This is a genomic window from Crossiella sp. CA-258035, from assembly GCF_030064675.1.
GTDB lineage: Bacteria > Actinomycetota > Actinomycetes > Mycobacteriales > Pseudonocardiaceae > Crossiella.
In genome coordinates, this window is record NZ_CP116413.1 from 3,201,586 (window position 1) to 3,220,000 (window position 18,415).

19 protein-coding genes are annotated in these 18,415 nt (G+C 72.7%); 14 read left to right on the forward strand and 5 right to left on the reverse strand.

Features of this window, described 5'->3' with window-relative positions; genetic code table 11:
• The 6 genes from sucD (at nucleotide 1) to N8J89_RS14785 (ending at nucleotide 7,727) form a co-directional block, all read left to right on the forward strand.
• Nucleotides 1–894 carry a succinate--CoA ligase subunit alpha gene (gene sucD, locus N8J89_RS14760; protein ID WP_283664915.1) on the forward strand — a complete coding sequence of 298 codons (894 nt, stop codon included), beginning with the start codon at nucleotides 1–3 and terminating at the stop codon, nucleotides 892–894.
• A gap of 14 nt (nucleotides 895–908) precedes the next feature.
• A complete protein-coding gene (locus N8J89_RS14765) occupies nucleotides 909–1,757 on the forward strand; it encodes a hydroxypyruvate isomerase family protein (protein WP_283664916.1) in 849 nt (282 codons plus the stop codon).
• Nucleotides 1,754–2,644 (forward strand): 2-hydroxy-3-oxopropionate reductase, encoded by an 891-nt coding sequence (locus N8J89_RS14770; protein ID WP_283664917.1) that lies wholly within the window; start codon nucleotides 1,754–1,756, stop codon nucleotides 2,642–2,644. Before N8J89_RS14765 ends, N8J89_RS14770 begins: the two co-directional genes overlap by 4 nt.
• Before the next feature lie 14 nt (nucleotides 2,645–2,658).
• A complete protein-coding gene (gcl, locus tag N8J89_RS14775) occupies nucleotides 2,659–4,356 on the forward strand; it encodes a glyoxylate carboligase (protein ID WP_502868489.1) in 1,698 nt (565 codons plus the stop codon).
• A gap of 187 nt (nucleotides 4,357–4,543) precedes the next feature.
• Nucleotides 4,544–4,738, forward strand: coding sequence for a hypothetical protein (locus tag N8J89_RS14780; RefSeq protein ID WP_283664919.1), 195 nt, complete (start codon nucleotides 4,544–4,546; stop codon nucleotides 4,736–4,738).
• 43 nt (nucleotides 4,739–4,781) lie between these two features.
• Nucleotides 4,782–7,727 (forward strand): helix-turn-helix transcriptional regulator, encoded by a 2,946-nt coding sequence (locus tag N8J89_RS14785; RefSeq protein WP_349497478.1) that lies wholly within the window; start codon nucleotides 4,782–4,784, stop codon nucleotides 7,725–7,727.
• 6 nt (nucleotides 7,728–7,733) lie between these two features.
• Here N8J89_RS14785 and N8J89_RS14790 read toward each other — a convergent pair whose 3' ends face one another.
• Nucleotides 7,734–8,126 (reverse strand): NUDIX hydrolase, encoded by a 393-nt coding sequence (locus N8J89_RS14790; RefSeq protein ID WP_252482696.1) that lies wholly within the window; start codon nucleotides 8,124–8,126, stop codon nucleotides 7,734–7,736.
• 47 nt (nucleotides 8,127–8,173) lie between these two features.
• Between N8J89_RS14790 and N8J89_RS14795 the strand changes: the two genes are divergently transcribed.
• Nucleotides 8,174–8,722, forward strand: a complete 549-nt coding sequence (locus N8J89_RS14795) for an EF-hand domain-containing protein (protein ID WP_283664920.1) — start codon at nucleotides 8,174–8,176, stop codon at nucleotides 8,720–8,722.
• A 165-nt stretch (nucleotides 8,723–8,887) separates the two neighbouring features.
• Nucleotides 8,888–9,622, forward strand: a complete 735-nt coding sequence (locus N8J89_RS14800; protein ID WP_283664921.1) for a DUF4429 domain-containing protein — start codon at nucleotides 8,888–8,890, stop codon at nucleotides 9,620–9,622.
• Here the strand turns inward: N8J89_RS14800 and N8J89_RS14805 are convergent.
• A complete protein-coding gene (locus N8J89_RS14805) occupies nucleotides 9,619–10,617 on the reverse strand; it encodes a LysR family transcriptional regulator (RefSeq protein ID WP_252482636.1) in 999 nt (332 codons plus the stop codon). The two genes, N8J89_RS14800 and N8J89_RS14805, sit on opposite strands and share 4 nt — an antisense overlap.
• 116 nt (nucleotides 10,618–10,733) lie before the next feature.
• Here N8J89_RS14805 and N8J89_RS14810 point away from each other — a divergent pair, with 116 nt between their 5' ends.
• Nucleotides 10,734–11,666 carry a trypsin-like serine protease gene (locus N8J89_RS14810; protein ID WP_283664922.1) on the forward strand — a complete coding sequence of 311 codons (933 nt, stop codon included), beginning with the start codon at nucleotides 10,734–10,736 and terminating at the stop codon, nucleotides 11,664–11,666.
• A gap of 459 nt (nucleotides 11,667–12,125) precedes the next feature.
• On the opposite strand, the gene N8J89_RS14815 is transcribed toward N8J89_RS14810, so the two are convergent.
• On the reverse strand, nucleotides 12,126–12,689 hold the full coding sequence (locus N8J89_RS14815; RefSeq protein WP_283664923.1) for a TetR/AcrR family transcriptional regulator: 564 nt from the start codon (nucleotides 12,687–12,689) through the stop codon (nucleotides 12,126–12,128).
• Nucleotides 12,690–12,799: 110 nt separating this feature from the next.
• Between N8J89_RS14815 and N8J89_RS14820 the strand changes: the two genes are divergently transcribed.
• The 3 genes from N8J89_RS14820 to N8J89_RS14830 all read left to right on the forward strand — a co-directional run bounded on the left by N8J89_RS14820 (nucleotide 12,800) and on the right by N8J89_RS14830 (nucleotide 14,472).
• Nucleotides 12,800–13,264, forward strand: a complete 465-nt coding sequence (locus tag N8J89_RS14820) for a DoxX family protein (RefSeq protein WP_283664924.1) — start codon at nucleotides 12,800–12,802, stop codon at nucleotides 13,262–13,264.
• A gap of 62 nt (nucleotides 13,265–13,326) precedes the next feature.
• Entirely contained in the window at nucleotides 13,327–13,746 is a 420-nt protein-coding gene (locus tag N8J89_RS14825) for a VOC family protein (protein WP_283664925.1), read from the forward strand.
• 6 nt (nucleotides 13,747–13,752) lie between these two features.
• Nucleotides 13,753–14,472: a DNA alkylation repair protein gene (locus tag N8J89_RS14830; RefSeq protein WP_283664926.1), complete on the forward strand. Its 720-nt coding sequence runs from the start codon at nucleotides 13,753–13,755 to the stop codon at nucleotides 14,470–14,472.
• Here the strand turns inward: N8J89_RS14830 and N8J89_RS14835 are convergent.
• On the reverse strand, nucleotides 14,462–15,466 hold the full coding sequence (locus tag N8J89_RS14835) for an MBL fold metallo-hydrolase (RefSeq protein ID WP_283664927.1): 1,005 nt from the start codon (nucleotides 15,464–15,466) through the stop codon (nucleotides 14,462–14,464). The two genes, N8J89_RS14830 and N8J89_RS14835, sit on opposite strands and share 11 nt — an antisense overlap.
• An 87-nt stretch (nucleotides 15,467–15,553) precedes the next feature.
• On the opposite strand from N8J89_RS14835, the gene N8J89_RS14840 reads away from it, so the two are divergent.
• Together N8J89_RS14840 and N8J89_RS14845 are read left to right on the forward strand one after the other, a co-directional pair.
• Nucleotides 15,554–16,507 carry a LysR family transcriptional regulator gene (locus N8J89_RS14840; RefSeq protein WP_283664928.1) on the forward strand — a complete coding sequence of 318 codons (954 nt, stop codon included), beginning with the start codon at nucleotides 15,554–15,556 and terminating at the stop codon, nucleotides 16,505–16,507.
• The gene (locus N8J89_RS14845; protein ID WP_283664929.1) at nucleotides 16,504–17,358 is read left to right on the forward strand and encodes a serine hydrolase; all 855 of its coding nucleotides are present in this window, start codon (nucleotides 16,504–16,506) and stop codon (nucleotides 17,356–17,358) included. Before N8J89_RS14840 ends, N8J89_RS14845 begins: the two co-directional genes overlap by 4 nt.
• Here N8J89_RS14845 and N8J89_RS14850 read toward each other — a convergent pair.
• Nucleotides 17,355–18,368: an ArsR/SmtB family transcription factor gene (locus N8J89_RS14850; RefSeq protein ID WP_283664930.1), complete on the reverse strand. Its 1,014-nt coding sequence runs from the start codon at nucleotides 18,366–18,368 to the stop codon at nucleotides 17,355–17,357. The genes N8J89_RS14845 and N8J89_RS14850 overlap by 4 nt on opposite strands.
• Nucleotides 18,369–18,415 lie beyond the last annotated feature (47 nt).

The following is an 18,415-nucleotide window of genomic DNA, read 5'->3' on the forward strand; positions in this document are numbered from 1 at the left end:
ATGGCCATCTTCCTGACCGAGCACAGCAGGGTCATCGTGCAGGGCATGACCGGCGGCGAGGGCTCCAAGCACACCAGGCGCATGCAGGCCGCGGGTACCAACGTGGTCGGCGGCGTGACGCCCGGCAAGGGCGGCCGGCGCGTGGACTTCGACGGGGTGAGCGTGCCCGTCTTCGGCTCGGTGGCCGAGGCCATGGCTGGGACCGGCGCGGACGTCACGGTGGTCTTCGTGCCGCCGCGCTTCGCCAAGGGCGCGGTGATCGAGGCGATCGACGCGGGCATCGGCCTCGCGGTGGTCATCACCGAGGGCATCCCGGTGCACGACACCGCCTACTTCTGGGCGCACGCCAACGCCACCGGCAACAAGACCCGGATCATCGGGCCGAACTGCCCCGGCGTCATCTCGCCCGGCAAGTCCAACGCGGGCATCATCCCGGCCGACATCTCCGGCCCTGGCAAGATCGGTCTGGTGTCGAAGTCCGGCACCCTGACCTACCAGATGATGTACGAGCTGCGGGACTTCGGTTTCTCCACCGCGGTCGGCATCGGCGGTGACCCGATCATCGGCACCACGCACATCGACGCGCTGCAGGCCTTCCAGGACGACCCGGAGACCGCGGCCATCGTGATGATCGGTGAGATCGGCGGCGACGCCGAGGAGCGCGCGGCGGCCTACATCGCCGAGCACATCACCAAGCCGGTGGTCGGCTACGTCGCGGGCTTCACCGCCCCCGAGGGCAAGACCATGGGCCACGCCGGCGCCATCGTCTCCGGTTCCTCCGGCACCGCCGCGGCCAAGCAGGAAGCGCTGGAAGCCGCGGGCGTCAAGGTCGGCAAGACCCCCAGCGAAGCGGCTCGCCTGATGCGGGAGTGCCTCAAACCCCTGACCGTGTGAGAAATGGAGCCGTCTTGACCAGTCCGGTCCTGCGTTTCGACGTCAACCTCTCCATCCTGTTCACCGAGCTCCCGCTGCTCGAACGCTTCGCCGCGGCCAGGTCAGCCGGGTTAGACGCGGTGGAGCTGTGGTGGCCGCTGCCCGAAGCCGTTCCGCTGCAACGGGAACTGGACACGGTGCGGCACGCGATCGAGGACGCCGGAGTGCGCCTGGTCGGGCTCAACTTCGCCGCGGGCGACATGGCGGCGGGGGAGCGGGGCCTGCTGTCCCGGCCCGCCGACGTGCACCTGTTCCGGGAGAACGTCCACGTGGCCGTCGAGTTCGCCGGCCAGCTGGGCTGCCGGACGCTCAACGCCCTCTACGGCAACCGGGAACCCGGGCTGTGGCCGCAGGAGCAGGACGAGCTGGCCGTGGCCAACCTGACCTACGCCGCCCAGGCCGCCGACCGGATCGGGGCCACCGTGGTGGTGGAGGCGCTGAACTCGCACGAGAACCCGGTCTACCCCATCATCTCGCTCGCCTCCGCCTACCACGTGCTGGAGCTGGTGCGCGCGAACGGGCCGCGGAACGTGGCCTTCCTGGCCGACCTCTACCACCTGAGCCGGATGGGTGAGGACCTGGACACCCAGATCGACCGGCGGGCCGCGGAGTTCGGCCACGTGCAGATCGCCGACGTCCCTGGCCGCGGCCAGCCGGGCACCGGCGGCATCGACTACGAGAAGGTGCTCGCCCGCCTGCTGCTCGCGGGCTACCAGGGCCACATCGGCCTGGAGTACCGCCCCGTCGGCTTCAGCGCGGACAGCTTCGGCTGGCTGCCCAAGCTCAGGGCCGCGGTGGAGTCCACTGTGGAGGGATCGGCATGACGGCTGTCGGATTCATCGGCCTCGGCATCATGGGCGCGCCCATGGCCATCAATCTGGTGCGCGCCGGGCGCCGGGTGATCGGCCACGACGTCTTCGGCGCCGGCCCGGCCCGGCTGGCCGAGGCCGGTGGCGAGACCGCGGGCAGCATCGCCGAGGTGCTGGGCCAGGCCGAGGTGGTGATCACCATGCTGCCGGACTCCCCGCAGGTGGAGCAGGTGGCTCTCGGCGACGGCGGGCTGTTCGAGCACGCCAAGCCCGGACTGCTGCACATCGACATGAGCTCCATCCGCCCGGAGACCTCCCGCAAGCTCGCCGAGCTGGGCGCGGCCGCCGGGATCAGGGTGCTGGACGCGCCGGTCAGCGGCGGGGAGAAGGGCGCGGTGGACGGCTCGCTGTCCATCATGGTCGGCGGTGCGGCGGAGGACTTCGCCGCCGCGCTGCCGCTGTTCGAGGTGCTCGGCGGCACCATCGTCCACGTTGGACAGTCCGGCGCGGGTCAGACGGTGAAGGCGGCCAACCAGCTGGTGGTCGGCGGCACCTACGCGCTGGTGGCCGAGGCGATCGTGCTGCTGGAGGCCGCCGGGGTGGACGCCGACCGCGGCCTGGACGTGCTGGCCGGTGGCCTGGCGGGCAGCCGCATCCTGGAACTCAAACGCAGGTCCATGGTGGCCAGGGAGTTCACCCCAGGCTTCCGGATCGACCTGCACCACAAGGACATGGGCATCGTGCTGGCCGAGGCCCGCTCGGCTGAGGTGGCCCTTCCCGTCACGGGAGTCACCGCGGCGCTGATCGCGGCGGCTCGTGGCCAGGGCTACGGCGCCCTGGACCACTCGGCCCTGCTGAAAGTGATCGAGAACCTCTCCGGACGAGGGAGCGACCCGCGATGAACAGCATTCCCTGCATGGAGGCCGTGGTCAGGGTGCTGGAGTCCGAAGGCGTGGACACCGTCTTCGGCATTCCCGGCGCCGCGATCCTGCCGCTCTACGCCGCACTGCAACACAGCTCGATCCGCCACATCACCGTGCGCCACGAAGAAGGCGGCACGCACTCCGCGGACGGCTGGGCCAGGGTCACCGGCAACGTCGGGGTGTGCATCGGCACCTCCGGCCCGGCAGGCACCAACATGATCACCGGGTTGTACACCGCGCTGGCGGACTCGATCCCGATCATCTGCATCACCGGGCAGGCGGCCAAGGCCAAGCTGCACCAGGAGTCCTTCCAGGCCGTGGACATCGTGGAGATCGCCAAACCGGTCACCAAGTGGGCGGTGCAGCTCAAGGAACCGGCCCAGGCGGCCTGGGTGTTCCGCGAAGCCTTCCGGATCGCCCGGTCAGGGCGGCCCGGCCCGGTGCTGATCGACCTGCCCATCGACGTGCAACGAGGACTGTGCCGCTACGACCCGGCGCTGGACGCCCCGCTGCCGGTGGAGGTGCCGCAACCCAGGGCCGAGCCGGTGCGCGCGGCCATCGAGATGCTCCTGGCAGCCGAACGGCCGCTGATCCTGGCCGGCGGCGGGGTGATCGTGGCCGAGGCCGCCGACGAGCTGCGCGGCCTCGCCGAGCACCTGGGCATCCCGGTGCAGGTCACCCTGATGGGCAAGGGCGCCTTCCCCGAGGACCACGAGCTGTTCGCCGGCCTGGCCGGGTTGCAGACCCAGACCCGGTGGGGCAACGCGGCCTTCCTGGAGAGCGACTGCGTGCTCGCCGTCGGCGCCCGCTTCGGCGACCGGCACACCGGCGACCTGGAGACCTACACCAGGGGCCGCAAGTTCATCCACGTCGACATCGAGCCCACCCAGCTCGGCAAGGTCTTCGAGCCGGACCTGGGCATCGTCGGGCACGCCAGGCCCACCCTGGCCGCGCTTGCCTACCAGGCCAAGGAGCTGACCAGGCCGCGCACCCCCGGCGAGTGGCCCAAGCGGATCGGCGAGCTGCGCGAGACGCTGCCCAGGCGGGACGACTTCGACGACGTGCCGATCAAACCGCCCAGGGTCTACCGGGAGCTCAACGAGTTCTACCCGCCGGACACCACCTTCGTCACCGCGATCGGGCTCTACCAGATCTGGTCCGGCCAGTTCCAGCGCACCTACCTGCCCCGCCGCTACCTGGTCTGCGGCCAGGCCGGGCCGCTCGGCTGGGAGATCCCGGCCGCGATCGGCGTCAAGTGCGCCCACCCGGAGCGCACCGTGGTCGCGGTCTGCGGCGACTACTCCTTCCAGTTCCTGATGGAGGAGGTCGCGGTCGCCGCCCAGTACGAGATCCCGTTCGTCATCGTCATGGTCAACAACGAGTACCTCGGGCTGATCCGGCAGGCCGAGATCCCCTACGAGATGAACTACGCGGTGGACCTGCACTACGGCAGCAGCGGCATCGACCACGTGAAGGTGATGGACGCCTTCGGCTGCGCCGCGGTCCGGGTGGAGGAACCCGGCAAGATCCGCGAGGCGCTGGCCTGGGCCACCGAGACCGCCGAGCGCGAGCGCAAGCCGGTGCTGGTGGAGGTCATGGTCGAGCGCGAGGCCAACGCGGCCATGGGGCAGTCCCTGGACGCGATCAAGGAGTTCGAGCCCGCGCCCGAGCTGGCGCCCGCCGCGGACTGACCGCCTCAGGCGTGTGGCGGGGGACCTCAGGCCCCCTTACCCCCTCACCGGGCGGGGTAAGGGGGCCTGAGGGGTCCCGGGTAAGGCGTCCGACGCCCGGAAGGTAGGTGATCGTCGGACGCGGGCGGGCACCCCTCAGCAGGACAGTTCTCCTCACCACGACAGAAGTCCGAACGAGGAGAACACCATGATCACCTGGACCGACCAGGCACTGCGCGCCGAGATCGCCTACCGGGCCGAGCGCGCCGAGCACGCGATGGGTCACGGCGAGGGCAAGGACCGCGCTGCCCGCCGCTGGCTGGGCATCGTGCGCAAGGACGAGGAGACCCAGCCCGAGCCCGACCCCGAGGAGCCCTCGGAACACTACCGTCACGCCGCCTGAAACCAGGTCAGGAATGTCGGCCGGGTATGCCACGATTCAGGACGTGGCACGGTTGGGTTCAGGAATTCCGCTCGTCGCGCGGGGCGCGCAGCTGCGTCAGCTCCGCGCGGCGTTGCGGCAGGCGGTGCGCGGCACGCCGGGCGCGGTGCTGGTGGCCGGGGACGCCGGGGTGGGCAAGTCCCGGCTGCTCAGCGAGCTGAGCGAGCTGGCCGCGGCCGAGGACGCGCTGGTGCTCACCGGCCGCTGCCTGGACGTCGGCGAGGGCGGCCTGCCCTACCTGCCGTTCGTGGAGGCCCTCGGCCAGCTGCGCGAGGGCCACCTGGACGCGCTGCGCGCCCATCCCGCGCTGGCCAAGCTGCTGCCGGAGCTGCTGCCCGAGCACGTGGTGCCCTACGACCCGCGGGCCGGCGAGCAGGACATGAGCCAGCTGCAGATGTTCGACGCGGTGCACTCGCTGTTGGTCGAGCTGGCCGCCGGGCGCACCGTGCTGCTGGCCCTGGAGGACCTGCACTGGGCCGACGGCTCCACCCGGCACCTGCTCTCCTTCCTGCTCTCCCGGCTGCGCGTGGGCCGGCTGCTGGTGGTGGCCACCTACCGCAGCGACGACCTGCACCGCCGCCACCCGCTGCGCCCGCTGCTGGCCGAGCTGGTCCGGCTGCCGGCGGTGGAGCGCCTCGACCTGGCCCCCTTCACCGACAGCGACGCGCGCACCTTCGTCCGCCGCCTCTCCGACGGCACCCTGGCCGAGGACAAGATCGCCCAGATCGCCGAGCGCTCCGAGGGCAACGCCTTCTTCGCCGAGGAGCTCATCGCCGCCTGCGCCGACCAGGACGACCGGGTGCCGATCGGCCTGGCCGACGTGCTGCTGGCCCGGATCGAACGGCTCGCCCCGGCCACCCAGCAGATCATCCGGGTCGCCTCGGTCTCCGGCCGCCGGGTCACCGACGCCCGGCTGCGCACGGTCAGCGGCCTGCCCGAGGCCGAGATCGAGGCCGCGCTGCGCGAGGCGGTCACCCACCACGTGCTGCTGTACAAGGACGACAACCACGCCTACGTCTTCCGGCACGCCCTGCTCCGCGAGGCCGTCTACGCCGACCTGCTGCCCGGCGAGCGGGTCCGGCTGCACGCCGGGTACGCCCGGTTCCTGGCCGCCAAGGACGGCAGGCGCGGGGTGGCCGCCGAACTGGCCCACCACAGCCTGGAGAGCCACGCGCTGCCGCAGGCGCTGGCCGCCTCGGTGGTCGCCGCCCGCGAGGCCATGGAGGCCCGCGCCCCGGCCAAGGCGCTGCGGCACCTGGAACAGGCGATGAAGCTGTGGGGCGCGGTGCCCGACCCGGAAAAGGTCAGCGGCGGCGACGAGCTCAAGCTGGTGCACAAGGCGATGTACACGGCCAGCCTGGCCGGGGAGGACGACCGCGCGCTGGCCTACGGGCGCACCGCGGTGCACATGGCCGAGGAGCTGGGCGACCCGGTGCGCGCGGCCGAGGTGCGGCGCAAGTACGTGCAGACCCTGCTGGCCCTGGAAGGCAAGCGGGACAAGGCGCACCAGGTGATCGAACGCGCCTGGCAGCTGGTCGCCGACCAGCCCGCCAGCCCCACCCGGGCCTGGGTGCAGGCCATGCGGGCCAGGGTGGCGATGAGCGCGGACGAGCAGAGCTACGGCCCGGCCCGCGAGTACGCCGAGGGCGCGCTGGCCGACGCCAGGGCCAGCGACGCCGTCGGCGCGGAGACCGACGCGCTGGTCTCGCTGTCGGTGATCCTGGTCCGCGGCGGCGAGGTGGCCGAGGCGGTGCGGCGGCTGCACGAGGCGGTGGAGCGGGCCCGCGCCGCCGACATCCCCAGCGTGGAGCTGCGCGCCTGGTTCAACCTGGCCGTCACCCACTACGAACAGGGCCTGCTCACCGAGGCGCTGGCGGCCGCAGCCAGCGGTGGCCGCCGGGCCGCGGACACCGGCCTCAACTGGAGCCCCTACGGCACCGAGCTGCGGGTGCTGCACATCCTGCTGCACTACGTGGCAGGCGACTGGGACGCCGCACTGGCCGCCGCCGACCTCGGCACCTGCTCGGTGCCGGACATCGCCAGCGCCCGGCTCACCGCGATCTCGCTGTTCCCGCTGGTCGGGCGGGGCGAGTCGGCCGCGGCGATGGAGCTGGTGCGGCGGCTGCGCCCGGAGTGGCACAAGGACTGGGACATCGCGGTGATCGCCGCGGCCTGCGCCGCCGACGCCGAGCTGTGGCAGGGCCGCCCGGACAAGGCCCTGGAGTGGATCGACGAAGCCCTGTCGGTGGCCCGGCGCTACCGCGAGCTGGCGGTGATCCGGATCGGCACCCTCGGCCTGGCCGCGCACGCCGAGCTGGCGGCCAAAGCCAGGCAGCGCAAGGACACCGAGGCCGAGACCCGGCACCGGGAGGCGGGGGAGCGGCTGCTGGCCCAGATCCGCGGGGTGTCCACCGTGGCCGCCCCGCGCAGCGGCGAGCTGGGTCCCGAGGCCAGGGCCTGGCTGGCCCGCGCCGAGGCCGAGGCCGCCCGCGTGCACGGCGAGGACACCCCGGCACAGTGGAGCGCGGTGTTGGAGGCGTTCGGCTACGGCCACACCTACGAGCAGACCCTGGCCCGCTACCGCCTGGCCGCCGCCTGCCTGGTCGCCGGCGACAAACCCGCCGCCGAGACCGCGCTGTGCCAGGCCACCGAGGACGCCACCCGGCTCGGCGCGGCCCCGCTGCTGGACGCGCTGGCCAAGCTCGCCCGCCGCGCCCGCCTCAACCTGACCGGCCCGGCTCCGCAACGCGACACCGTCGACCCGTTCACCCCGCGTGAGCGCGCGGTGCTGGCCCTGGTCGCCCTCGGTCACACCAACCGGCAGGTCGGCGCGGAGCTCTACATCAGCGAGAAGACGGTGAGCGTGCACCTGAGCCGGGTGATGGCCAAACTGGGAGCCGCCAGCCGCACCGAGGCGGTCACCAAGGCCCACGAACGGGCGTTGCTGTGACCGGGGTCAGCGCAGCGAACCGGCCGCGTGCAGCTCGTCGAAGATGATCTTGTCCACCGGCGCCACCCGCTCCCGGTCGGCGTAGCCCAGCCAGACCACCTCGGCGATCTCGCTGCTGGCCACCGGCGTGCCGGTGTACTCGGCCGAGTAGCAGGTCATCCGCACCAGCACACCCTCGGCGTGCCCGTGCGCCTGCGCCTGGAAGGTGCCCACGTGCACCGCGGTCTCCGGCGCGACCGCAACGCCCAGCTCCTCGGCGATCTCCCGCACCAGGGTCTGCACGTCGGTCTCGCCGGGCTCGCGCTTGCCGCCGGGCAGGTAGTAGGCGTCCTTGCCGTGCGAGCGGGTGCTCAGCACCCGGCCGTCGGCCAGGTCGATCAACGCGATCTTGTCGATGATGCGCATGTTCCCCATTGTCGGCGGCGGTCAACCCCTACCATGTGCGCGTGACGCCGGAACTTCAGCGCAAGCTCGACCACGCCTTCGCCGCCTTCGACGAGGACCACGACGGCTACATCCAGCTCAGCGACCTGGAGGAGCGCAGCAGGCGCTTCTGCGTGCGGTTCAACGAAACCGACTCGCCCAAGGGCAACGCGGCCCTGGAGGGCATGCGGGCGCACTGGCAGGCGCTGGTCGAGCTGACCGACAGCGACAAGGACGGCCGGATCAGCAAGGCCGAGTTCATCGACGCCGTCGGCACCGCCCTGGCCGAACCGGACGCCGGTTTCGACCGGGTGTTCCGGCCCGCGCTGGCCGCCGGGTTCGCGCTGGCCGACACCAACGACGACGGGGCCATCGGGGTGGAGGAGTTCGTCGCCTTCATGTACCTGGCCGGTTTCTCGCTGGCCAAGGCGCCGAGGCTGTTCGCGCTGCTGGACACCAACGGCGACGGCAAGGTCAGCGTGGAGGAGTGGCTCACCGCCTTCAAGACCCACTACACCGAGGCCACCGCCGACCTCGACCTCCCGGTGAACGCATTCTTCGGCAGCACCTGAGACGCAGGTCGTGTGGGGCGGATCTCGCACGCGATCGCCGGGCCCAGCCCGTCCCTGGCGGCACCGCCAGGAACGACCTGGACTCCGGCGCTCACGCACGAGATCCGCCCCACACGACCTGTCGCACACACACCGTCCACACGCGACGCTGACTACCATTGACCGGTGATTTCCGGGCCACCCAGCACCCTCCAGGGCCACGACGGCGACGCTGTCCTGCACCAGGACGTCGTTGAGCTGCACTTTCCGCGACGCCTGAGCACCAGGCAGGTCAAGAGCGCGCGCAGCCCCCGGCGGGTGCCGCTGTCCGCGATCACCGACGTGGAGTACGAGGCCGGGGGCCGCCGCCCGTACCTGCGGTTGCGGCTGGCCGGTGAGCTGCCGGGGCACGAGCCGCCGTTGCCCGAGCTGGACGTGGACGCGCTGGTGCTCCAGCCCACCCGCCGCGCCGGGAACGACGCGTTCGTGGCCGAGCTGCGCGCCCGCCTCTGCGCCGACCCGGTCCCGGAGCCCCGGCTGCTGTCCCCGGACGCGCACGCGCCCGGCCTGCCCAGGGTCACCGAGCCGGTGGAGCTGCGAGTGTCCACTTTGGACGGTGTGGTCACCTTGGACGGGCAGCGGGTGGTCATCGAGTTCAACTCCACCATGCGCAAGCCGCGGCGGCGGGAGATCGCGGTGCGGGAGATCCAGGGCGTGGAGTTCGTGCCCGCCAAGCCGCACCGGTCCGGGCTGGTCCGGTTCCTGGTGCCGGGCGCGGAGCTGCGGCCGGATCCCCGGCGCGATCCGCACACCGTCCGGTTCATGGCCGGTGCCGAGGAGGGCCGGATGGCCGAGCTCGCCGCCGAGCTGGCCGCGCGGCTGGTCCCGGCCGCCGAATCCGTGCTGGTGGCCCAGAACTAGACCGCCAGCGGCGGGCACACCAGCATCGCCGCGTCCAGTTCCGCGTGCGCCTCGGGATGTTCGGCCCACCACTGGGCGAAGGTCGGGTTCCTGTCCACAATGGACCGATAGGCGTAGGCGGCGCTGGCGAAGACCTCGTGCGCCCGCCCGGCCAGCGCCCCGTCGGTGCGCACCCCGACCATGATGGGCACCTGGAGCGGGTCGCCGCGCAGCGGCCGCACCGCGATCCCGTTGCCACTGCGCGAAGCGGGCGCGGCCAGTGACACCGCGCCGTTCTCCACCAGCACCCGCGCCATGCCCGCTTCCCAGGTGTGGTGCCGGATCCGCGGGGTGAAACCCGCGGTGGCGCAGGCGGTGTGCAGCTGCATGCGCAGGCTGTTGGCCTCCGGCGGCGGCACCACCCAGTCGCAGTCGGCCAGCTCGTCGAGGGAGATCACCTCGCGGATGGCCAGCGGGTGGTCCTCGGCGACCGCGACGAACTGCGGCTCCAGCACCAGGGTGCGGATCTCCACCCCGCTGAGCTTGCGCCGCTCCAGCCCGTCGAAGCGCTCGAACACGGCCAGGTGCAGCCGCGCGGAGTTGAGCATCTCCACCAGGGTGTGGCCGACCGGCTCGATCTCGGTGCGCACCTCCGAGCAGGGCAGCCGGTTGCTCAGCTCGGCGACCAGCCGCGCCAGGAACAGCATCGGCATGCACCCGGCCAGCAGCGGCTGCGGGGTGAAGGTGCGCGCCCGGTCCTGCGCCGAGGCGAGCAGGTGGTCGAGGTCGTCGAGCACCAGGCGCGCGGTGTTGACCACGTAGCGGCCCAGTTCGGTGGGGGTGCTGCCGGTCGGGCTGCGGTCGAACAGCCGACCGCCCACCAGGCGCTCGACCCGTTGCAGTTGCGCGGTGAGCGCGGGCTGGGTGAGGCCGAGCCGGACGGCGGCTTTGCTCATGCTGCCGGTCTCGACGATGGCGCAGACCGCACGGAGATGCCGTAACTCCAGGTCAGCCATAAGCCGAAGTTATCGCCAATTCCGATGACCGGGCACCCGACGTTCGGACGATATTTCAGTGCGTCCGCCGGACTACCTGCCCTGCTATTCCGGCGGCCCTGTGGAAAGGACGACTCATGTGGTCAAGCTGGAGGGGATGGGGTGCGTCGCTGGTCGCCGCCCTGGCCCTGACGACCGGGTTCGCCTCGACGGTAAATGCTGCGACAACCAACAATGACGATGTTCAGCCGCTGATCGTCGGTGGCCGCCCGGCCAGTCAGACGTATTCGTTCATGGCCTCCCTGCAAGGCGGCCAAGGGCATTTCTGCGGCGGTTCGCTGATCACCCCGACCTGGGTGGTCACCGCGAAACACTGCGTCCAGGGCCAGAGCCCCGGCAGCTTCCGCGTCCGGGTCGGCACCACCACCTGGAACGCCGGCGGCGAGCTCGCCCAGACCGCGCAGATCGTGCCGGGCCAAGGCGACATCGCCCTGGTGCGCCTGAGCGCCCCGGTCAGCCAGACCCCGATCCCGATCGCGGCTGACGGTGGCACCGCGGGCACCGACACCCGCCTGATCGGCTGGGGCCAGACCTGCCCCACCCGGGGTTGCGGCGGCGCCCCGGTCCAGCTCCAGGAGATCGACGTCCAGGTGCAGGCCAGCGGCTGCACGGACAACTTCAACCCGCAGACCGAGCTCTGCCTCGGCGGCCAGCCCAGCGCCGGCGCCTGCTACGGCGACTCCGGCGGCCCCTCGGTCCGCCAGTCCAACGGCCGCTGGGAGCTCACCGGCGCGACCAGCCGCGCCGGCCGCGGCCAGCCCACCTGCGGCCAGGCCCCGGCGATCTACATGAACGTGCCGGCGCACAAGCAGTGGATCGACCAGGTGACGGGCGGCGACCCCGGCCCCGGCTGCGGCAGCACTGCGGCCTGGTCCGCCGAGGAGCTGTACCCACCGGGAACGGAGGTCGCGCATAACGGGCGCAAGTGGCGCTCGGCCTGGTGGAACAGGGCCCAGGAACCGGGCGCTGGCCCGTGGTACTGGCAGGACATCGGGGCCTGTACCGCGTGACCCCGGGGGCGGCGCACGGGTTCGCCCGTGCGCCGCTGCCATTGGCCCAGATCGGCCCGGCTGGGCGCGGCGCGACTCGATCCGGCGCGGAGTGACGGGGCCCGACCCCGCTGAGCGCGGCCCGGCGTGGCCCGGTCCGGCGCGGGCGGCGTTGGCGCGAGGCGGACCGGCGCGGCTCGGCTTGGAGTGGCGTGGTCCGGTCCAGCGCGGCGTGGGGTGTCGCAGTACGGCGCGGCGTGGCGCGGACGGCGCGGCGTGGCGTCGCGTGGGCGGCGCGGGGCTGCGTGGCGTGGGGCGATCCGGCGCGGCTCGGCTCGGTCCGGCAACCCCTCGGTCCGGTCCGGCGTGGCTCGGCCTGGCGTGGCTCGGCTTGGCCGAGATCGGTTCGGCTCGGAGCTGCCCGGCTCGGCGCTGCCCGGACTGGCTCGGCTCGCCTTGCTCCCCTGCGGTGCCCGGCTGTCACAGCCCCCGGGTCAGCATGCCGGCGATCGCCCGTGCCGCCGACTCCGGGTCCCGGCCCAGGTCAGCTGGCAGTGCCCCGGACAGCCACAGCGTGGCGAAGCCGTGCACCAGGGACCAGGCCGCGATCTCGCCGAGTTCCACGCCTTCCGGGCGGACCGAGCGCACGCCACTGACCAGGACCTCGTTGGCCCGTTCGCGGGCGGTGGTGAGCGCGGGGTCGTCGGTGCGGTACAGCTCGGGGCGGAACATCACCTCGAAGTGGGCGCGGTGGCCGATCGCGAAGCGCACGTAGGCCACGCCGACCTCGGCGAAGCTGCCCGTGCGCTCGGCCGCGCCGGACAGTGCCTCGGCCAGCTTGTCGAAGCCCTCGGTGGCCAGGGCGGTGAGCACGCCTGCCTTGTCGCCGAAGTGGTGGACCGGCGCGGCGTGCGAGACGCCGGCGCGGCGGGCCAGTTCGCGCAGGCTGAAACCGGCGGGGCCCGCGTCGGTGATCGCGGTGACGGCCGCGTCCAGCAGCGTCCGGCGCAGGTCGCCGTGGTGGTAGGAGCCCTTGGTGCTCATGGGGGACCAGCCTAGTCGGAATCTTGTCGTTGACAAGATGGCTGGTGGGGGTGCATCTTGTCAGTGGAAAGTTGTCAGTGACAAGATTGGCGCTGGGGAAGGGTGGGGCGATGGCTCCGTTGGTGATCTTGGTGGTGGTGACGGCCGGGTTGTGGGTGGCCGGGCGGGCCGGGGTGCGGGCGCTGCGGCCGTGGACGGTGCCGTTGCGGGGTGGGCTGGCGGCGATGTTCACCGCTACCGGGCTGGCGCACTTCGTCGGGCTGCGGCAGGAGCTGATCGCGATGGTGCCGCCCGCGCTGCCCGCGCCGGAGCTGCTGGTCACGGTCACCGGGGTGCTGGAGCTGATCGGGGTGGCCGGGCTGCTGTGGACGCCCACGGCGCGGTGGGCCGCGGGCGCGCTGAGCGTGCTGCTGGTGGTGATGTTCCCGGCCAACGTCTACGCCGCGCTCAACGGCCTCTCGCCCGGTGTGGTGGACGAGCTGTGGCCGCGGACCGCGATCCAGGTCGTGTTCCTGGCTGCCACCATCGGGGTGTTCCTCGGGGCTCGGGGAACTTTTTCGCCAGCGCACCGATGAGTTCCGTGCGCGGGGCTGGTCTACCCGGTGTACTGGCAGCCAGCCGTAGGAGGAGAACAGCGATGAAGTGGACCCTCGAAGTGGTCGTGGTCCCGGTGTCCGACCTGGCCCGCGCCCGCGAGTTCTACGCCGGCAAGCTCGGCTTCGCCGTCGACCACGACACCCGGATCAGCGAGGACCTGCACATCATCCAGCTGACCCCGCCCGGCTCCGGCTGCTCCATCGTGATCGGCCGCGGCGTGGCCAAGATGGAGCCCGGTTCGCTCAAGGGCGTGCAGCTGGTGGTCGGTGACGTGCGGGCCGCGCGCGCCGAGCTCCTCGCGCGCGGGGTGGAGGTCTCCGAGGTCCAGTTCGCCGGGCCCGAGGGCTTCCGCCCGGCCACCGACGAGGACGACCTGAACAACAGCGGGTTCATTTCCTTCGACGACCCGGATGGGAACAGCTGGCTCGTGCAGCAGATCACCAGCCGCGGCACCGACTGAGGCCGCGTGGACGCCGCCGCCTTCACCGCCAGGGTGCACGCGCTGGCCGATCCGGTGGAGAAGGAGAAGCTCCAGCGCTACTTCAAGACCGGGCCCGGCGAGTACGGCGAGGGCGACGTCTTCCTCGGCGTGCGGGTGGCCCGGTTGTCCGTGCTGTGCAAGGAGTTCATCGACCTGCCCCCGGTCGAGTTGGACATCCTGCTGGGCAGTCCGCTGCACGAGGTCCGGGCCGGTGCGCTGTCCATCATGGACAGACAGGCCCGCCGCAGGCGCACCCCGGAGGACCGTCGCCGGGAACTGTACGAGCTGTACCTGCGGCGGCTGGACCGGATCAACAACTGGGACCTGGTGGACATGGCCGCCCCGTACGTGGTCGGCGGCTACCTGCACCGGCGGGACCGGGCCCCGCTGTACGAGCTGGCCGCCTCGCCGAACCTGTGGGCCCGGCGCACCGCGGTGCTGGCCACCGCTTACTTCGTGCGCGCCGACGAGTTCGACGACACCCTGGCACTGGCGGAGATCCTGGTGCGGGACAAGGAAGATCTCCTGCACAAGGCGGTCGGCTGGTGGCTGCGCGAGGTCGGCAACCGGGACCAGGGGCGGCTGCTGGCGTTCCTGGACCGGCATGCGGCGGCGATGCCCCGGGTGATGCTCCGCTACGCCATCGAGCGGCTCCCGGAGGACCGCCGCCGCCACTACCGGGAGCTCAAGCGCGTCACAGCGTGAACGGGGTCAGGTGGCCCGCCGGCTCGATCACCGTGCTGCGCGGGCTCACCCTGGCCACCGCGGCGCGGAACTCCGGCAGCAGCCGGGGGTCGATGTCCGGCTGGCCCAGCGGGGTGTCCATCTTGTCGTGGTGGCTGGGGATGACGAACCTCGGCTTGCCCAGCGTGGTCAGTGCGCGCTCGACGAACTGGTAGGTGCCGCCGTTGCCCGCCGCGCTGAGCACCACCACGTCCGGGCGCTGACCGGCCAGCTCGGTCTCGATGAAGTTGCCGGTGCCCAGGAACAGCACGGAGAGCCGGTCGGCGATGTCGATCCGGTAGGCCAGCGTGCCGCCCTCCACCAGCTCGCCGACGGTCCTGGGCCGGGGCGGGGTGCTGACCAGGGTGCCGGGCAGGAAGTACTGGTGCGAGGCGCCGATGCTGTGCAGGCTGTGGAAGGCGCGCATGGTGAAGCCGCCGAAGTCCAGGTACTCGCCGCCGTGCAGCCCGCCGACCCGCTTCGGATCCGCGCCCATCGCGGTGAGCAGGAGCCGGTTGGTCTCGGTGCCGACCGCCTTCGGCGTGCCCTTGTCCTTGCGGTGCAAGGCGTTCATCAGGTACGGCACATCGGCCATGTGGTCCCAGTGGCTGTGCGTCACCATGATCAGCTCGACCGGGGCCGGGTCGTCGACCACCGCGGCCAGGTTGCGCGGGTTGTTCGACAGCGGGGTGTTGAGGTCCACGTTGCCGTCCGGGCCGGTGTGCCGGAAGCGGCTCAGGTACGGGTCGAGCAGGACGCGGCGGTTGTCGAAGGTCAGTTCCCAGCCAGCCACGCCCAGCCAGCGGAACCGCACGCCGGCTGACCGCCAGCGGCCGAAGGCGGGTGTCGAGTCGGCGGCCGCGGCCGGGGTGGAGACGGCGGCGGCGGTCAGCGCGGCGCCCGCGGTGCCGGCCAGCGCGCCGCGCAGCAGGGAGCGGCGGCCCAGGGTCGAGGTGTCGGTGCAGTCGAGGCACATGCCAGCGAGTTGATCAGACGCCGGACCGGCATGTCCAACATCGGTATCGCACCCACTGCGATAAATGATCCGATATCATCCCTGGTCGTGGACCTAGTTCGGCATCTCCGCTACTTCCTCGCGGTGGCCGATGAGCTGCACTTCGGCCGGGCCGCGCAGCGCCTGGGCATGGCGCAGCCGCCACTGTCCCAGCGCATCCAGCGGCTGGAGCGGGAGCTCGGCGTGCGGCTGTTCGACCGCTCGGCGCGCGCGGTGGCGCTCACCGAGGGCGGACGGCTGCTGCTGGCCGAGGCGCGGGAACTGGTCGAGCGGGCCGAGCGGCTGCGCGCGCTGGCCGGGCAGGTGGCGCGCGGGGAGATCGGCACCGTGCGGGCCGGCATCCTGCCCGACCTCGGCGGCGGGGTGATCGCGGCGCTGGTGGCCGCCTTCCGCGCCCGCTGCGCCGGGGTGGAGCTGGAGCTGCACGAGATCACCACCGCCGAACAGCAGCGCGGGCTCACCGAGCGTCGGCTGGACGTGGGCATCCTGCGGCATCCCTTTGACGTCCACAGTGGACTGGCGCTCGGGCCGGTGCTGGTGCGGGACCTGGGCGTGGCGCTGCCCGCGCGGCACCCCCTGGCGGAGCGGGAGGAGATCGGATTGGCCGAGCTGAGCGGGGGACTGGTGCTCTTCCCCAGACAGGCCGCGCCCGCCCTGCACGACGAGCTGCTCACCGGCTGCGCCCGGCACGGGTTCACCCCGGCCGAGGTGCACCCGGCCAGCAACCCGGAGTTCGCGGCCGGGCTGGTGCTCAGCGGCGCGGCGGTCGCCCTGGACGACGGCAGCCTCGCGGGCAGGCACCCCGACCTGGTGACCCGGCCGTTGCGCGGCGCTCCGCTGACCCTGCGCACCTCCCCGGTCTGGCCCGCCGACCGGCCCACCGCGGCCACCGCCGCCTTCGCGGCCGCGGTTGAGGAAGTGCTGTGCGCGGCCGGTATGCGCCGGGCCGGGGGAGCGGGCGGCACCCTGCACCCCCGGCCGGTCTCGGAGTTCTGGGTATGAGCGGCATCCGCGACCGGATCGAGGCCGCCTTCGCCGCGGCCGGGGTCACCGGCTGCCTGCACGCCGCGCACGTCGACGGCCCTGGCCAGGTCGCGGTGCGCGCGGACACCCCGGTCACCCTGGCCAGCGTGTTCAAGGTGCCGCTGCTGATCGCCTGGCACCGCAGCGGACTCGACCCCACCGAACAGGTCACCCTGCGCCCCGGCGAGCGCAGCGGCGGGCCGACCGGGATCGGCGCCATGCTCGACCCGGTCACCATGTCCCTGCGCGACCTGGCCTACCTGGCCATCGCGGTCAGCGACAACGCCGCCGCGGACGCCCTGCTGGACCGGGTCGGCCTGGCCGCGGTCAACCGGGCGATGGCCGAGCTGGGCCTGACCGGCACCACCATCCGGCACGGCGGCCGGGACTTCGCCGCCACCATGGCCGAGGACGCCGGCGGCCCCGACCCGGCGCTGCTGGCCGACCCGGCCGTGCTGGCCCGGCTGCGGGTGCTCGACCCCGCGCGCACCAACCGCTCCACCCCCCGCGAGATGACCAGGATGCTCGGCATCCTCTGGCGGGAGGAGACCCCCGGCGCGGCGCAGATCCAGCGGCTGATGGGACTCCAGGTCTGGCCGCACCGGCTGTCCTCCGGCTTCCCGTTCGACGACGTCCGGGTCTCCGGCAAGACCGGCACGCTGCCCACGGTGCGCAACGAGATCGGCGTGGTGGAGTACCCCGACGGCGGCCGGTACGCGGTCGCGGTGTTCACCCGCAGCGCCAGCACCGCCTTCGCCCTGCCCGCCGCCGACGCGGTGATCGGCGCGGCGGCCCGCCTCGCGGTGGACCACCTGCGGGCGCGCGGTTAGCGAGGTTGCCGGGGAGCCAGGCGCGGCTGCGCCAGCGAGGTGTCCAGCAGCGCCGAACCGCCCGCGCTGAGCCGGTGGTAGGCCGCCCCGGCCCGCCGCTCGGTGGTGATCAGCCCCGCGTTGCGCAGCACGCTGGCGTGCTGGCTGGCCCCGGCCAGCGAGATGTGCAGCAGCTTGGCCAGCTCGGTGGTGGTCAGGCTCGGTGTGGTGGCGATGGTGTCCAGCAGCTGCGCCCTGGTCCGCCCCAGCAGCGTGCCCAGCGAGGCGCTGCCCGCCGGGCGGTCCCGCAGCGACCAGGCCCAGTTGTCCACCCTGGTCACCGGGTAGACCAGCACCGGCGGCTGCTCGGGGTCCTCCAGCGTGATCGCGTGCCCCCAGCAGAAGAACGAGGGGATCAGCCGCAGGCCGCGGCCGCCCAGGTGCAGGTCCTGCTCGACCGGGTAGTCGACCTCCAGCACCGGGGCGCGCCAGCGCACCGAGGAGTGCAGGGTGCTGAACAGCGCGTCCAGGCCCCCGCCCAGCAGGGTCTCGCCCCTGCTCTGCCGGTCCAGCCGCACCGTGGCGGTCACCGCTGGCCAGTACGGGGCCAGCGCGACCTGGTGGTACTGCCGCAGCGCGGCGCCGAGGCGGTGCATCATGGTCGCCTCGCCCCTGGCCAGCTCCCCGGCCCAGCTGGGCAGCCTGCGCTCGACGGCCAGCCTGCTCAGGTCCCGGTGCAGCACCGGTTTCGCGGTGCCGCACAGCCGCTCGATCCCGCCGAGCAGGGTCTGCCCGTCCGAGGGCGGGGTCAGGAAGTCCGCCGAGTAGCCGTGCGGCGGGGCGAGCATGGTCAGCAGCCCGGCCGAGGCGTCCAGCTCGGCGCGGGCGGTCTTGCGCCAGTGGCCGAAGGTCTGCGATCCGGTGGCCGCCTGCAGCAGGTGCAGGCTGAGCAGGATCTCCCACAGCGGGTCAGCGCTGTCGTTGATCCGGACCCTGGCCAGGTCGGCTGGCGTGAAGTGGATGCGGAGCACGGGCGACTTCCAGCACAACTCGGGTGGACGGGGCGCGGCTGGCGGAC

Excerpts from the sequence above, each read along its gene's own strand:
- sucD (WP_283664915.1), top strand. The coding sequence starts at position 1 with ATGGCCATCTTCCTGACCGAGCACAGCAGGGTCATCGTGCAGGGCATG.
- N8J89_RS14770 (WP_283664917.1), top strand. The coding sequence starts at position 1,754 with ATGACGGCTGTCGGATTCATCGGCCTCGGCATCATGGGCGCGCCCATG.
- gcl (WP_502868489.1), top strand. The coding sequence starts at position 2,659 with ATGGAGGCCGTGGTCAGGGTGCTGGAGTCCGAAGGCGTGGACACCGTC.
- N8J89_RS14780 (WP_283664919.1), top strand. The coding sequence starts at position 4,544 with ATGATCACCTGGACCGACCAGGCACTGCGCGCCGAGATCGCCTACCGG.
- N8J89_RS14805 (WP_252482636.1), bottom strand. The coding sequence starts at position 10,617 with ATGGCTGACCTGGAGTTACGGCATCTCCGTGCGGTCTGCGCCATCGTC.
- N8J89_RS14810 (WP_283664922.1), top strand. The coding sequence starts at position 10,734 with ATGTGGTCAAGCTGGAGGGGATGGGGTGCGTCGCTGGTCGCCGCCCTG.
- N8J89_RS14815 (WP_283664923.1), bottom strand. The coding sequence starts at position 12,689 with ATGAGCACCAAGGGCTCCTACCACCACGGCGACCTGCGCCGGACGCTG.
- N8J89_RS14820 (WP_283664924.1), top strand. The coding sequence starts at position 12,800 with ATGGCTCCGTTGGTGATCTTGGTGGTGGTGACGGCCGGGTTGTGGGTG.
- N8J89_RS14825 (WP_283664925.1), top strand. The coding sequence starts at position 13,327 with ATGAAGTGGACCCTCGAAGTGGTCGTGGTCCCGGTGTCCGACCTGGCC.
- N8J89_RS14835 (WP_283664927.1), bottom strand. The coding sequence starts at position 15,466 with ATGTGCCTCGACTGCACCGACACCTCGACCCTGGGCCGCCGCTCCCTG.
- N8J89_RS14845 (WP_283664929.1), top strand. The coding sequence starts at position 16,504 with ATGAGCGGCATCCGCGACCGGATCGAGGCCGCCTTCGCCGCGGCCGGG.